Source organism: Prosthecodimorpha hirschii, from assembly GCF_001305515.1.
Taxonomy (GTDB): domain Bacteria; phylum Pseudomonadota; class Alphaproteobacteria; order Rhizobiales; family Ancalomicrobiaceae; genus Prosthecodimorpha; species Prosthecodimorpha hirschii.
The window spans coordinates 1,055,961-1,068,224 of the sequence record NZ_LJYW01000001.1 but is presented as its reverse complement, the minus strand read 5'-3'; the positions used below and the strand labels follow the sequence as shown (position 1 = coordinate 1,068,224).

The 12,264-nt window shown below is 68.6% G+C and carries 16 protein-coding genes; 10 read left to right on the top strand and 6 right to left on the bottom strand.

Annotated features, from left to right (window positions below):
• The first annotated feature begins 330 nt into the window (after positions 1–330).
• The 4 genes from minC (at position 331) to ABB55_RS04635 (ending at position 3,157) form a co-directional block, all read left to right on the top strand.
• The gene (gene minC, locus ABB55_RS04650; RefSeq protein ID WP_054357768.1) at positions 331–996 is read left to right on the top strand and encodes a septum site-determining protein MinC; all 666 of its coding nucleotides are present in this window, start codon (positions 331–333) and stop codon (positions 994–996) included.
• Between the two features lie 24 nt (positions 997–1,020).
• Complete coding sequence (gene minD / locus ABB55_RS04645; RefSeq protein ID WP_054357767.1) at positions 1,021–1,836, top strand: septum site-determining protein MinD; 816 nt, start codon at positions 1,021–1,023, stop codon at positions 1,834–1,836.
• Positions 1,833–2,102 (top strand): cell division topological specificity factor MinE, encoded by a 270-nt coding sequence (gene minE, locus ABB55_RS04640; RefSeq protein WP_054357766.1) that lies wholly within the window; start codon positions 1,833–1,835, stop codon positions 2,100–2,102. The genes minD and minE overlap by 4 nt, the downstream gene beginning before the upstream one ends.
• 281 nt (positions 2,103–2,383) lie before the next feature.
• A complete protein-coding gene (locus ABB55_RS04635) occupies positions 2,384–3,157 on the top strand; it encodes an SDR family NAD(P)-dependent oxidoreductase (RefSeq protein WP_054357765.1) in 774 nt (257 codons plus the stop codon).
• A gap of 55 nt (positions 3,158–3,212) precedes the next feature.
• Here ABB55_RS04635 and ABB55_RS04630 read toward each other — a convergent pair whose 3' ends face one another.
• Positions 3,213–3,959, bottom strand: a complete 747-nt coding sequence (locus tag ABB55_RS04630) for an FkbM family methyltransferase (protein WP_160321161.1) — start codon at positions 3,957–3,959, stop codon at positions 3,213–3,215.
• Positions 3,960–4,447: 488 nt separating this feature from the next.
• On the opposite strand from ABB55_RS04630, the gene ABB55_RS04625 reads away from it, so the two are divergent.
• Positions 4,448–4,708 (top strand): DUF3297 family protein, encoded by a 261-nt coding sequence (locus tag ABB55_RS04625; protein ID WP_054357763.1) that lies wholly within the window; start codon positions 4,448–4,450, stop codon positions 4,706–4,708.
• 16 nt (positions 4,709–4,724) lie between these two features.
• Here ABB55_RS04625 and ABB55_RS04620 read toward each other — a convergent pair whose 3' ends face one another.
• Positions 4,725–5,531 (bottom strand): enoyl-CoA hydratase, encoded by an 807-nt coding sequence (locus ABB55_RS04620; RefSeq protein WP_054357762.1) that lies wholly within the window; start codon positions 5,529–5,531, stop codon positions 4,725–4,727.
• Positions 5,532–5,760: 229 nt separating this feature from the next.
• On the opposite strand from ABB55_RS04620, the gene cysE reads away from it, so the two are divergent.
• From cysE to ABB55_RS04605, 3 genes are all read left to right on the top strand, one after another.
• Positions 5,761–6,588, top strand: coding sequence for a serine O-acetyltransferase (gene cysE / locus ABB55_RS04615; RefSeq protein WP_054357761.1), 828 nt, complete (start codon positions 5,761–5,763; stop codon positions 6,586–6,588).
• Positions 6,589–6,602: 14 nt separating this feature from the next.
• A complete protein-coding gene (locus ABB55_RS04610) occupies positions 6,603–7,172 on the top strand; it encodes a DUF2585 family protein (protein WP_420848244.1) in 570 nt (189 codons plus the stop codon).
• Between the two features lie 132 nt (positions 7,173–7,304).
• Positions 7,305–7,517 (top strand): DUF3126 family protein, encoded by a 213-nt coding sequence (locus ABB55_RS04605; RefSeq protein WP_054357760.1) that lies wholly within the window; start codon positions 7,305–7,307, stop codon positions 7,515–7,517.
• Positions 7,518–7,647: 130 nt separating this feature from the next.
• Here ABB55_RS04605 and ABB55_RS04600 read toward each other — a convergent pair whose 3' ends face one another.
• The gene (locus tag ABB55_RS04600; RefSeq protein ID WP_152981917.1) at positions 7,648–8,358 is read right to left on the bottom strand and encodes a hypothetical protein; all 711 of its coding nucleotides are present in this window, start codon (positions 8,356–8,358) and stop codon (positions 7,648–7,650) included.
• Positions 8,359–8,452: 94 nt separating this feature from the next.
• Between ABB55_RS04600 and ABB55_RS04595 the strand changes: the two genes are divergently transcribed.
• Both ABB55_RS04595 and ABB55_RS04590 read left to right on the top strand, forming a co-directional pair.
• On the top strand, positions 8,453–8,782 hold the full coding sequence (locus ABB55_RS04595; protein WP_054361839.1) for a DUF6949 family protein: 330 nt from the start codon (positions 8,453–8,455) through the stop codon (positions 8,780–8,782).
• Between the two features lie 85 nt (positions 8,783–8,867).
• Positions 8,868–9,404, top strand: a complete 537-nt coding sequence (locus tag ABB55_RS04590; RefSeq protein WP_054357758.1) for a gamma carbonic anhydrase family protein — start codon at positions 8,868–8,870, stop codon at positions 9,402–9,404.
• Between the two features lie 130 nt (positions 9,405–9,534).
• On the opposite strand, the gene ABB55_RS04585 is transcribed toward ABB55_RS04590, so the two are convergent.
• The 3 genes from ABB55_RS04585 to ABB55_RS04575 form a co-directional block, all read right to left on the bottom strand.
• The gene (locus ABB55_RS04585; RefSeq protein WP_244471968.1) at positions 9,535–10,050 is read right to left on the bottom strand and encodes a transglutaminase-like cysteine peptidase; all 516 of its coding nucleotides are present in this window, start codon (positions 10,048–10,050) and stop codon (positions 9,535–9,537) included.
• A gap of 409 nt (positions 10,051–10,459) precedes the next feature.
• Positions 10,460–11,080: a PilZ domain-containing protein gene (locus ABB55_RS04580; RefSeq protein ID WP_054357756.1), complete on the bottom strand. Its 621-nt coding sequence runs from the start codon at positions 11,078–11,080 to the stop codon at positions 10,460–10,462.
• 233 nt (positions 11,081–11,313) lie between these two features.
• Positions 11,314–11,937 carry a PAS domain-containing protein gene (locus tag ABB55_RS04575; RefSeq protein ID WP_054357755.1) on the bottom strand — a complete coding sequence of 208 codons (624 nt, stop codon included), beginning with the start codon at positions 11,935–11,937 and terminating at the stop codon, positions 11,314–11,316.
• Positions 11,938–12,264: the final 327 nt, after the last annotated feature.

The window sequence follows — 12,264 nt, the reverse complement described above, 5'->3', positions numbered from 1 at the left end:
GACCATAGCGGGCCGGGAGCGGGGGGGAAAGGCGGCCGGCCGGATAGGAGATATCTGCAAGGGAGCAGGGCGATGCGGAGCCGGCGCATGGCGCGGACCCGCCTGGCCGCAGTACCGGATGGGGGTGGCTTGAGCTCGGGTGCTGTTCCGCCGGCGCCACGGTGCCGAGCCGGCTCGTTAAGGATTTGGCAGAAAACGTTAAGGATACCTTACCTGTTAACCAACCTTTAACTATAGCGGCTCGAAATCGGATCTGCGGGGTAGGGAGCGGATTCGGTGAACACACACGTCAAGGAAGCTCAAGCCATCAGGTTCCGGGGGCGGTCCTTCATGGCCTTCGTGCTCGAGCCTGTCTTCCCGGTCGAGCCGTGGTGCCAGCAGCTGTCCGAATGGCTGACGCGCTCGCCCGGCTTCTTCGCCGGCAAGCCCGTCATCCTCGATGTCTCCGCCTGCTGCGAACACATGCGCGATGTCGTGCTGATCGTCGGCAAGCTCGAGAAGCTCGGCATCCGCGTCATGGGCATCGACGGCGCCAAGCCCGAATGGCTCGGGCCGGGGCTGCCGCCGGCGGTGACCGGTGGGCGCAGCGCCAGCGCGGTCGAGGTGCCGGCCGCCGTCAACGGCGAGGCGCCTCCCCAGACGCCTGCCGCCGTCGAGACCCGCCAGCAGAGCGGCAATCTGTTCATCGAGACGCCCGTCCGCTCCGGCCAGACCATCTATGCCGAGGGCGACGTGACCATCATCGGCTCGGTCGCCTCCGGCGCCGAAATCGTCGCCGGCGGTTCGATCCACGTCTACGGCGCGCTGCGCGGCCGGGCGGTGGCCGGGGCGACCGGAAACTCCAAGGCGCGCATCTTCGCGCGCCGATTCGAGGCCGAACTGGTCGCCATCGACGGTCTCTACCGGACCGCCGAAGACATGCCGGCCGGCCTCAGAGGCAAGGCCGTCCAGGCCTGGCTTCAGGACGACAAGATCGAGACAGCCGTTCTGGCGTGACATCGTTTTGGAAAGGGGTGCGACATGGGTACGGTTCTGGTTGTCACGTCGGGCAAGGGAGGCGTCGGCAAGACGACGTCAACGGCGGCACTGGGTGCGGCGCTCGCCCGGACGGGGCAGAACGTCATCGTGGTCGACTTCGACGTCGGTCTGCGCAATCTCGACCTCGTCATGGGGGCCGAGCGCCGGGTCGTCTACGATCTGGTCAACGTGGTCAGGGGTGACGCCAAGCTGCCCCAGGCGATCATCCGCGACAAGCGGATCGAGTCGCTCTACCTGCTGCCGGCCTCGCAGACGCGCGACAAGGATGCGCTGACCGAGGAAGGCGTCGAGGTGGTGATCCGGGCGCTGCGCCAGAGCTTCGACTGGGTCATCTGCGACAGCCCGGCCGGCATCGAGCGCGGCGCGACGCTGGCCATGCGCCACGCCGATATCGCCGTGGTGGTGACCAATCCGGAAGTCTCCTCCGTCCGCGACTCCGACCGCATCATCGGCCTGCTCGATTCCAAGACCGTGAAGGCCGAGGCCGGCGAGCATATCGAGAAGCACCTGCTGCTGACCCGCTACGACCCGGTCCGGGCCGAACGCGGCGAGATGCTGAAGGTCGACGACGTGCTCGACATCCTGGCCATCCCGCTGATCGGCATCGTGCCCGAAAGCGAGGAGGTGCTGCGCGCCTCCAACCTCGGCGCGCCGGTCACCATCGCCAACCCGCTGTCCGCCGCCGCGCGCGCCTATGCGGATGCGGCCCGCCGGCTGTGCGGCGAGGCGGTTCCGATGACCATCCCGTCGGATCGCAAGGGCCTGTTCGGCAAGCTGTTCGGGAGGAAGGCGGCATGAGCCTGTTCAATCTGTTCCGCAAGTCGAACGCGGCGCCGGTCGCCCGGGAAAGGCTGCAAATCCTGCTGGCCCACGAGCGCGCCTCGCTCGGCACCCGGCACAACCTGGTCTACGAACTGCGCGAGGAGATCCTGGCCGTCATCGCCAAGCACGTGGCGATCGACCGCGACAAGGTCCAGGTCCGCATGGAGCGCGGCCAGGGCCTCTCGACGCTGGAGATCGAGGTCGAGATCCCGATGCCGGCGCTGACCGGCACCGCGGCCTGACGGGCGCGGCGCCGGCCCGACCGGCCGCAGGAACCGACTGTCGAAGACTGCGGACGGCCCGGAGCGATCCGGGCCGTTTCGCGTCGGGCTCCCGGCCAGACGCTGCCGCGGCTCCGGCCCGCCGCCGCTGTCGGCGACAGAGGTCCATATCGTGGATCGCTTCGACGCTTCCCGAGGGGCAGACCTGCCCTCCCAGAGTGTTGACGAGATGCGGGCGACTTGGGCAGATGCGCCCGGTTTCCAGCAAGACAGATCCATAATATGGACCATAGGAGCGCCCGATGACGTCTCAAACCCCTGTCGCCGTCATCACCGGCGCCGCATCCGGCATCGGTCTCGCCACCGTCCGCGCCCTGCTGGCGGGCGGTTGGTGCGTCGGCGGCGTCGACCGGGATTCGGATGCGGTCGCACGCGCCAATCGCGAGTTCGAGACGCATGGCGGCGCGGCCGTCTTCCGGGCCGCCGACATCACCGATGAGACGGCGGTCGCCGATGCTGTCGCCGGCTTCGAGGCGGAACTCGGGCCGCTCAAGGGCCTGGTCAATTCGGCCGGCATCGGCCGCGACACGCCCTTCTTCGAGACCACACCGGCCATGTTCCGCCAGATCCACGAGGTCAACGTCGTCGGCACCTTCATCGTCGCCAAGGCGGTCGCCGCGGCGATGCGCCGGACCGGCGGCGGCGCGATCGTCAACATCGCCTCGGTGTCCGGGCTGCCCGGCAATATCGGACGGTCCGCCTACGGCGCCTCGAAGGGGGCGGTGATCACGCTGACCCGGATCATGGCCGTGGAACTCGGCCGCTACGGCATCCGCGTCAACGCCGTCGCGCCGGGACCAATCGAGACGCCGATGGTGCAGGCCCACCACACGCCTGCGGTGCGTCAGGAATGGAACGAGCGCGTCCTCCTGCGCCGCTACGGCACCGCGGAAGAGATCGCCGAGGCCAACGTGTTCCTGCTCGACGAGGCCCGCTCGGCTTATATCACCGGCCAGATCCTGGCCGTCGACGGCGGGTTCACGACGGGCGGCCTGCTCGGCCTGGATCGCGCCTGACGCAGGCGGCGCCCGTCCGGACCCGCCCCTGTCACCGGGACCGGACGGGCCGCCGTCAGTCCGGCTGGCGCAGCCAGCAATCGGGCAGCGCCAGCGGCGGCCGGCCGGGGACGTTGCGGACGGGCGGCGGCGGCGGCCCGAAATCGCCGTGGCCCAGGCGGTCGCGGCGCAGGAAGGTGAATTCCAGGTAGTCGGGGATCTCGTAGGCACCCAGAGCATGCACCTTCGCGGCGTTGTTGGGGTGCAGATGCACCACCGCATGCGCGCGCGTCAGCCGGTCGAAAAAGCGTCGGTAGGCGGCAAGGGACCGCGCCTGCCGGGCGCGGGTCAGGTGATGCACTTCGATGGCGATGATCCGGAAGCGCGACAGGACCGCGTCCGGCAGGGCTTCGATCGCCGCAAACTCGGCGCCCTCGATATCCATCTTCAGGATCAGGTCGCCGGTCTTCGGAAAGCCGTCGGCCGCCAGGCGCCCGATCGTCGTGATGCGGTCGTTGTCGACCGCGCCGACATTGCGTGCGACGAAGCGGAAGCGCGGATGGATCCGCGGCAGGCGGGCGATGGTGCCGTCCGCCAAGGTCACCGGGACGCCGCGCTCGGCGATGGCAAATTCGAAATCGACGTTGCGGCCGACACCAAGGCCCAGGCAGCCGACGATGTCGGCCAGATCGTCCGGCAGGACATAGCCGCCATCCGACTGCGGGCCGAATCGCACCAGCGGGTGACCGGACGGGACCGGTCGCAGCGGCGCGATCCAGGCCTCGATCTCGGCCGTCGTGACCTCGGGCGGCGGGGGCAGCATCGGCCCCTGCATCGGTTCGGGCCGCGGTGGCGGCGGGGCCAGGGCCGCTTGCAGGAAAGGCAGGACGACCTCCGCGGCCGGCGTAGCGCCCGAAGCCTGTGCCGGCCCGGGGGGTGGCGACGGGATGGCGACCGGAACCGGGGCCGGGGCTGGGGCCGGACCCGAACCCTGGGCCGAGGCTGGGGCCGAGGCCGGACCCCGGGCCGGGGCCTTCTTGCGCGGACCGGTGCCGGCCTTGCCCTGGGCCGCCGGCCGCGCCCGCTGGGCTCCGGTCGGCGCGCGTCCGGCAGGCGGGCGGCGGCGGGTCCATCGTCTGAACATGCGCCTGAGAAATTTCAGCATGGCGGTCGCCGGATGTCCCTTCGGTCGGTCTCGGTCCCGCCGACTGCGGACGCAAGCCGGCGCGGGGGAAGAAGATTGGCACGGAGGCGGCCTCCGTCTATTGGTGCTGCCCCGAACCCATCCTCGACAACCCAACCGGACGCACCATGACCGACGAGACCCCGGCCGAGAAGCCGCCGCTGCCCGACCATCTCTCCACCGATCCGCGCAGCCCGCATTTCAACGGCGATGTCCTGCGCCATCCGGTCGGCATCCGCTTCAACGGCGTCGAGAAGACCAATGTCGAGGAATATTGCGTCAGCGAGGGCTGGATCCGCGTGCCGGCCGGGCCGGCCAAGGATCGCTACGGCAATCCGATGACCCTGAAGCTGAAGGGCACCGTCGAGCCCTACTACCGGGACGCCTGATCGGCGCGGCCGGCCGTCAGCGGCCGTGGAAGAGCGGCTTGCGCTTCTCCAGAAAGGCCGTGCGGCCTTCGGCGAAGTCGGCCGAGTTGAAGCAGGCGTCGGCCAGCGCCAGCACGGCGGCCGGATCGGCGGTCGCCGGGTCGCCCGACACGAGCCCGATCGCCGACTTGGCGGCGCGCAGCGTCAAGGGCGCGTTGTCGGCGATCTCGGCGGCAAGCCGGTCGGCCTCCGCGGCGAGGTCCGCGGCCGGCACCGTCCGGGTCAGAAAGCCGATGGCCAGCGCCTCCGGGGCGGTGAGGCGGCGGGCGGTGAAGAACAGTTCCTTCGCCCGCATCGGCCCGACCGCATTGACCACGTCGCGCATGCATTCCGGCGGATAGCCGACGCCGAGCCGGGCGGCCGGGATGCCGAAGACCGCATCGTCGGCGGCGATCCGCAGGTCGCAGGCCACCGCCAGCCCCATGCCGCCGCCGAGGCAGAAGCCGCGGATCACCGCCACGGTCGGCTTCCGCGCCTCGCGCAGGGCCGCGAAGGCCTCGGCATTGGCGCGCTCGTAGGCCGCCCCGGTGACGGCGTCGCGCCGCACCTCGGCGAATTCGGAAATGTCGGCGCCCGACACGAAGGCGAGATCGCCGGCCCCCGAGACCAGGATCACGCGCACCGCGTCATGCGCCTCCAGGCTGGCGATCGCGCCCGGGATGGCCCGCCACATGGCCAGCGAGACCGCATTGCGCCGGGCCGGATGGTCGACCAGGAGCCGGCCGACGGCGCCGTCCACTTCGACGCGGATGCGGGGATCGGCGGTTGCCAGAGATTCGGCCATGTCGGACCCTCGTGGTTGGATGGCCGGGAGAGAAGCGGCCGGGCCCCGGCCTGTCAATCCGCCGACCGACCCGCGATGGGGCTGGTCCGTCCGGCGCGCAGCGCCCATATCGGCCGGGTGGGGCGGCGGCTCTGCGGTGGCGGCTCTGTGGCGGCGGGTGTCGCGGCGCGACCGCCGCTGTGGTAGGGTGTCGCAGACCCGGGACCTTGCCCCCCGAGGAGAGACGACGATGCAGCGCAACCAATCCCAGCCCGTCCATCTGCCCAATGTCGACCCCCTCTGGCAGAGGGTGCGTGCGGAGGCCGAAGCCATGGTGGCGGCGGAGCCGGCGCTGGCCAGCTTCGTCTGGGAAACCGTCCTCAATCACGATCGGCTCGAGGACGCGGTCATCCACCGCATCGCCGAGCGGCTCGACCACCCGACCGTCAAGGCGGCGCTGATCCGGCAGACCTACGAGGAGGCGCTGGCCGCCGAGCCGGATCTGGGCGACGTGATCCGCGTCGACATGCAGGCCGTCTTCGACCGCGATCCGGCCTGCAACCGCTACATCGAGCCGCTGTTCTATTTCAAAGGCTTCCACGCCATCCAGACGCATCGCCTGGCCAACTGGCTGTGGCGGCGCGGACGGCGCGACTTTGCCTACTACCTGCAGAGCCGGTCCTCGGCCGTGTTCCAGGTCGACATCCATCCGCAGGTGCCGCTCGGCCGCGGCGTCTTCTTCGACCACGGCACCGGCATCGTGATCGGCGCCACCGCGGTGATCGACGACGACGTGTCGATCCTGCAGGGCGTCACCCTCGGCGGCACCGGCAAGGAAACCGGCGACCGCCATCCGAAGATCCGCCGCGGCGTGCTGATCGGCGCCGGCGCCAACATCCTCGGCAATATCGAGGTCGGCCATTGCGCTCGCGTCGCCGCCGGCTCGGTGGTGCTGAAGGCGGTACCGCCGCGCACCACGGTCGCCGGCGTGCCGGCGCGAATCGTCGGCGAGGCGCCCTGCAACGAGCCCTCGCGCGCGATGGACCAGATGCTGCACGAACACGACGTGCAGATCTGAGCGGCGGCGGAACGATCGCTCCGGTGCGCTCCGGGCCGGCCTTCGTCGTCGCGCTGACGCTGCTCCTCGGCATCCAGGTCGCCGGCCTCATGCTCATGGGCCGGCCCTGGATCTGTCCCTGCGGCAGCGTGAAGCTCTGGCATGGCGTCATCGACAGTTCGGAGACGTCGCAGCATCTGCTCGACTGGTACAGTGCCACCCATATCCTGCACGGCGTCCTGTTCTTCGCCGGCCTGCGCCTCGTCCTCCCGCGCGTGGACCTCGCGCGTCTCGCCCTCACGGCGCTGGCCATCGAGGTCGGCTGGGAACTGATCGAAAACACGCCGGTCATCGTCGAGCGCTATCGCACGCAGGCGCTCGCGCGCGGCTACACGGGCGACAGCATCCTGAACTCGCTCTCGGATTCGGCGATGGCGATGATCGGCTTCGGGCTCGCGGCTTGGCTGCCCGTCCGGGTCACGATCGGGCTCGTGCTGGCCGTGGAGATCGGCCTCGCCGCCATGGTGCGCGACAATCTCTCCCTCAATATCCTGCAGCTGATTCATCCGGTCGAAGCGGTCTCGAATTGGCAGTCCGGGCGATGACGGAACCGGGGAGAGAGGCATGGCCGGCTTTGACGGGCCGCCTCGATCCGTGCGATAGCCGGCCCCGAGACGGCTGCATCGGCGGCCCCTGAATGCCGGCCGCACAGGCGGCCCAAGGAGCGGAGAGAGCGCGTGGACAAGCAGGAAATCGCCAAGCTGCAGGGGTATCTGCGCCGGAAGTTCAACAACCAGACGCTTCGCATCGAGGCGCGGCCGCGCAAGAAGGATTCCGCCGAGCTCTTCCTGGGCGACGAGTTCATCGCCGTCATCTTCCGTGACGACGAGGACGGCGAGGTCAGCTGGAACGTCCAGATGGCCATCCTGGAATCCGACCTGGACGACTGATACCGACGGTCATGGAATGATCGTCGGTTTTCGATGCGCGAATTTCTCATGCCTCTGACGCAAATGAGAAATTCGCGTTGCTTCAACGGCCCGATGCGTCAGCATCCTGGGCCGTTGCTATGAACCGTCGTCAGCGCGAAAGAAGCCCTTCGGCGAGCGTGCGGACCCGCTCGTCGAGGCTGCGCCAGTCGGGCATCAGCGCATAGCGGAACCGATACAGCGCGACCAGCGACGGGCCGACGGCGATCTCCCTGAGGCAGGTCGTGGCGAGATTGTCGCCGTCGGTCGCGAAACAGCGGGCCGCGAAGGGGCGCACGCCGCCCGGCTCGTAGAAGATCAGTTCATCCTCATAGCCTGACCCGGACGCCATGCGCTGGCCGACCAGACCGTTCGGCCCCTCGATCGGCGCACCGACGAAGAATCGGGCATAGACCGCGGTCAGGCGGGCGGAGGTATCGAGCGGGCTTTGGCGCGGCTCGATCGAGACGAAGACGACCGCCGGGTCCGGCGTGGCATCGTCGAGATTGCGGACGCTGCGCGCCTGGACGGCGGCGAGATCCGGCCAGGTGAAGGCGAGATCGACCCGACCATGGGTGCCGGCGCTGCGCTGGTCCTCGAAGCGGATCAGGTGGCTCGGCACGGCAAGCTTCTGACCGGCGATCGTCATGCCGACGGCCTGCGGCCCAGCCCCCTCCAGAGCGCCGTCGCGCGGGCCGAAGACCCGGTCGCGGACCGACCAGACGCCGGCCAGCGCCGCCAGCAGCAGCGCCGCGGAGACCGTAACCGAGCCCGAAACGGCACGTCTGAAGGCGCTGGCGGAGAAGCCCATCGCGTTAACCATGTTTGCAGTCCGCGCGGGGCAACGGGGTCGGCGCCGGGGACAGTGCCGAGGCTGCGTGGTAATGGTTAACCGTCGGTAAATGTCGGGTTCCGCCATGTTTCTCAACGCCATGATCCTGATCTATGCGGTTGCGACCGGCTTCGTCGCGGCGGGGCTCCTGGCGAGCCTCTATCAGCTGATGACCGACCGGCCGCCGGCCTTCGCGGTGTCGACCGAAAATCTGGTCACCGGGGTCGGGGCGATCATGATGTGCGCCTTCGCGGGCCCGTTCATCATCATGCGCAATGCCATCCGCGGCCGGCTGATCGAGCATCGTCCGCTCGGCTGGCTGGCGGCCAGCGCCTTCATCGCCGCCGGCTGGAGCCTGTGCTCCGGCATCCTGGTGATCGAGTTCGCTCTCGCCCTGCGCGACACGATCGCCTGACCCGCATCGCGGCCGGGGATTCGGGCTCGCCCGGCCGGCGCGCTTCTGGCATGGTCCCGCCGATTTCGCGACCGCGGGGGATTGAATGCCGATTTATGCTCTCGAAGGACAGCGCCCGGAACTGCCGGCGCCCGGAACCTACTGGATCGCGCCGGATGCGGTGCTGATCGGCAAGGTGCGCGTGAAGCCGGGGGCGAGCATCTGGTTCGGTGCGGTGCTGCGCGGCGACAACGAGTGGATCGAGGTCGGCGAGGAGTCCAACGTCCAGGACATGGCCATGCTGCACACCGATCCGGGCTTTCCGCTCACGATCGGACGCGGCGTGACGGTCGGCCACAAGGCGATCCTGCACGGCTGCACGGTCGGCGACGACAGTCTCGTCGGCATGGGGGCGATCATGCTGAACGGTTCGGCAGTCGGCGCGGGCTCGCTGGTCGGGGCCGGCGCGCTGATCACCGAGCGCAAGCAGTTTCCGGACCGTTCGATGGTCGTCGGTGCGCCCGGCAAAGCGATTCGCAGCCTCGACGACGAGGCCGTCGACGGGTTGCGCCGCGCCGCCCAGATCTATTCCGACCGGTTCAAGCGCTACATCGCGACATTGCAGGACGTGACCGGGGCCTGAGGGCGTCCCGCGAAAAGGTTCGGGCCGGCACCTTGCGGTGCCGGCCCGAGACGCGGACCCGATCTGGTGGGGACGGGGAGGGTGGGGACGCGACCGGGTCCGCGTGACCGAATGAGTTCCCGTCTGGTCGTCAGCGGCCCGTGGAGGCCACCGTGTCGGTGCGGCGATCCTCGATCGTGTCCCAGCGGGCGACATCGATCTGGGATTGGCGCTTCACGTAGCGGTATTCCGTCTGGTTCCAGGGCAGGACCTGGGCCTGCTGGTTGTCGAGAACGTAGTCGCCGCGATCCGTCACCACCGTCAGGACGGCATGGCCCTGGTTCTTGGTGTCGCGCACCACGGTGATCAGCAGGCTGGTGACCGGCCAGCCGCGATCCATCAGCATCTTGCGCTTCAGGAGGACATAGTCCTCGCAGTCGCCCTTGCCCTGGCGCGGATAGGTCCAGTATTCGGCAACGCCGTAGAGTTCCTCGTCGGTGACCGGCTCGATCACCCGATTGACATAGGAATTGACGGCGATCAGTTCGTCCCAGCGCGTCTTGCTCATCGGAACACGAATGGCTGCCGGAGCGGTTCCGACGCAGTCGGCCAGATGTTCCTTGCAGAACTGCACAAATCCGATCGGCGGCGCCGTCGTCCCGCGCATGTCCATCGCGTTGCCGGCTCTGGCTGTCGTGGCATCCAACGTTGCAACACTGAGCAACGCCAGACCGAATGCAATGGCATGTCTTGATGCTTTGCCGAAGAACATCAATGCCTCCCTGTCCCTGGAGGCAATTGATACCTTGATGCTTTTTATGTGCGTATAAGTTCGCAGGTCGAATTCAATTCGACTGTAAGTCAAACTCGCCGAAAACTTGAAGCTTATTTGTATCGAATTTTATCGATCGTCGTTTCGGTCGATGAATCAAACGGATACGCGCATGCGGTCGCGGCCGCCCGGCCCGCGCGGGGCTGCCGACGGCGTCGGGCGGTCGTTCCAATGCGGTGAAGGTTTGATGAAAAACGCCGGGCGGGGCAGGCCGAGAGGCGTCTCCGGTCCGGGCGGTCCGGCCTCAGTTGACCTGGCTTTCCAGGTTCTCGATCGTCTGAAGCACGGCGAATTCGACCGCAACGCCGTCGTCGAAATGGCGCACGATGCGGCCGCGGATCTTGCCCAGCAGCACCTGTTCGCCGAGCGGCGGCCGCTCGACCATGGCGAGCGCGGCGCCGGACAGCGAGATGTCGACGATGCGGCAGCGCAGCTCGCGTTGGCCGCCGACGGTCAGGATCGCGAAGGGGTTCTTCGGGGCGTAGCGATCGTGGCGGCGGTCTTCCGGCAGGTTGAGAACATGCCGGTTGGCAAGCCAGGTCAATTGGGCGGCGATCTTGTCGCGCTTGCGCAGCGTCGCATCGATCTGCATGGCGAAGCCGCCCGTCAGCGGACGGACGATCTTGCCCTCGACGCGGCCGATATGGTCGATATAGGCGATCACGCGTTCGCCGACCGTGCCCGAAACCGGCGCGATCATGGCCGCGCCGCCGGGCGACATGTTGACGACCTGGCAGGGATATTCGCGCTTGTTCTCGAGCATGAACCGGCCGAGCAGGTTCACCTTGACGCGCTGATGGCGGCGGCGATCCTGCTTGTGCCATGTTGCCGCAAGCGCGGTGCTGGATTTCTTCGCCTCTGCCATCCACGCCTCTGAAGCGCGATGCGCGCAGCCTGCGGCCGAACGCGTCCTGGAGCTCAGCCTAGACCGGGATGGTTAAGGGGATCTTGCCGGGGGCTCCATCAAGAACGATTTTGGTTACGACTGGCCGCTACCTGCGACTGGCAGTCGATAACCATGCGCGGACCGCGATCGGACACGGGCTTGACATCCGAAACGTTTATTGCGCCGTCCGCCGGGCCCGCCGCGGGTCTCCGTCACGACTTCCCGCCGTCATAGACGACCAGATGGGCGACGCGCCGGCGCATGGAATGGACCAGGCCGGCATTGCCCGGCCGCGGCGTCTGGGCCTTCTCGTCCTCCGACAGGCCGATCCGGAACGGCCGCTCGTCCGGCCAGATCAGCCGCAGGCTGGAGATGGTCTGGGTCATGATCGGATGGATGCCGATCCAATAGGGATCGTCGGCCGGAACCAGGCAGCCGAGCACGCGGCAGTAGCCCTGGCCCGGCTGGCTGATCGGCAGCAGCAGGCATTCGAAGGCCAGTTCGCGGCCGTGGTCGCTGCGCCCGACCATGCCGAGCACCGCCGCCGCGGCATCCTCATGGATGGCGGCGAGCAGGCTCGCCACCGCCTCCCGGTCCTTGCCTTGCCAGAAGGAGAGGAACTCCTTGCCCTTCATCTCGCGCCCATAGGCGGCGCAGATGCGGGTGCCGGCGAGCCGGAACCGATAGTCGGTCCGCGAGACGACCTCGAGGATGAAGGTGTCGGCGAGCAATGTCCGGATGTCGGCCGGCTCGATCTCGCTGCGCTCGGGCGCCGGGCGATCGCCCCGGATCCGTTGCCAGTAGTCGTAGAGCTCGCGTGTCGTTCGGTTCTTCATGGCGCCCCCGCTCGGGCTCCGCAGGCCGTCGCCCCGTGCCGGCCGGGCGGCAGCCCGGTCGCAAGGGGATCGGCCAAGCTGTCGAGCCATCCGCGCATCGGGCGAAATGCACGCCCGGTGCCAGCCGCATTCGTGCCGTTCCTGGACCCTTCGGGGGGCAACTGCCTCAAAGCGGGATTAGGGTTAACAAAACCTTGCCATTGCGAAACCGCCGCCCGGCGCGGCATGGTCCGGTCCGACGACAGGGGGAGAGCCGCAAGGCCGGACCGGATCGGTCCGTCGTCAGGTGGACGCGACCGGGAGCCGTCCGTCCTTCGGGGCGGGCGG

Coding starts and splice junctions, on each gene's coding strand:
- ABB55_RS04600 (WP_152981917.1), bottom strand. CDS start 8,358: ATGGTTAACGCGATGGGCTTCTCCGCCAGCGCCTTCAGACGTGCCGTT.
- ABB55_RS04635 (WP_054357765.1), top strand. CDS start 2,384: ATGACGTCTCAAACCCCTGTCGCCGTCATCACCGGCGCCGCATCCGGC.
- minC (WP_054357768.1), top strand. CDS start 331: ATGGCCTTCGTGCTCGAGCCTGTCTTCCCGGTCGAGCCGTGGTGCCAG.
- ABB55_RS04630 (WP_160321161.1), bottom strand. CDS start 3,959: ATGCTGCCCCCGCCGCCCGAGGTCACGACGGCCGAGATCGAGGCCTGG.
- ABB55_RS04595 (WP_054361839.1), top strand. CDS start 8,453: ATGTTTCTCAACGCCATGATCCTGATCTATGCGGTTGCGACCGGCTTC.
- minE (WP_054357766.1), top strand. CDS start 1,833: ATGAGCCTGTTCAATCTGTTCCGCAAGTCGAACGCGGCGCCGGTCGCC.
- minD (WP_054357767.1), top strand. CDS start 1,021: ATGGGTACGGTTCTGGTTGTCACGTCGGGCAAGGGAGGCGTCGGCAAG.
- ABB55_RS04585 (WP_244471968.1), bottom strand. CDS start 10,050: ATGCGCGGGACGACGGCGCCGCCGATCGGATTTGTGCAGTTCTGCAAG.
- ABB55_RS04625 (WP_054357763.1), top strand. CDS start 4,448: ATGACCGACGAGACCCCGGCCGAGAAGCCGCCGCTGCCCGACCATCTC.
- cysE (WP_054357761.1), top strand. CDS start 5,761: ATGCAGCGCAACCAATCCCAGCCCGTCCATCTGCCCAATGTCGACCCC.
- ABB55_RS04575 (WP_054357755.1), bottom strand. CDS start 11,937: ATGAAGAACCGAACGACACGCGAGCTCTACGACTACTGGCAACGGATC.
- ABB55_RS04580 (WP_054357756.1), bottom strand. CDS start 11,080: ATGGCAGAGGCGAAGAAATCCAGCACCGCGCTTGCGGCAACATGGCAC.
- ABB55_RS04590 (WP_054357758.1), top strand. CDS start 8,868: ATGCCGATTTATGCTCTCGAAGGACAGCGCCCGGAACTGCCGGCGCCC.
- ABB55_RS04620 (WP_054357762.1), bottom strand. CDS start 5,531: ATGGCCGAATCTCTGGCAACCGCCGATCCCCGCATCCGCGTCGAAGTG.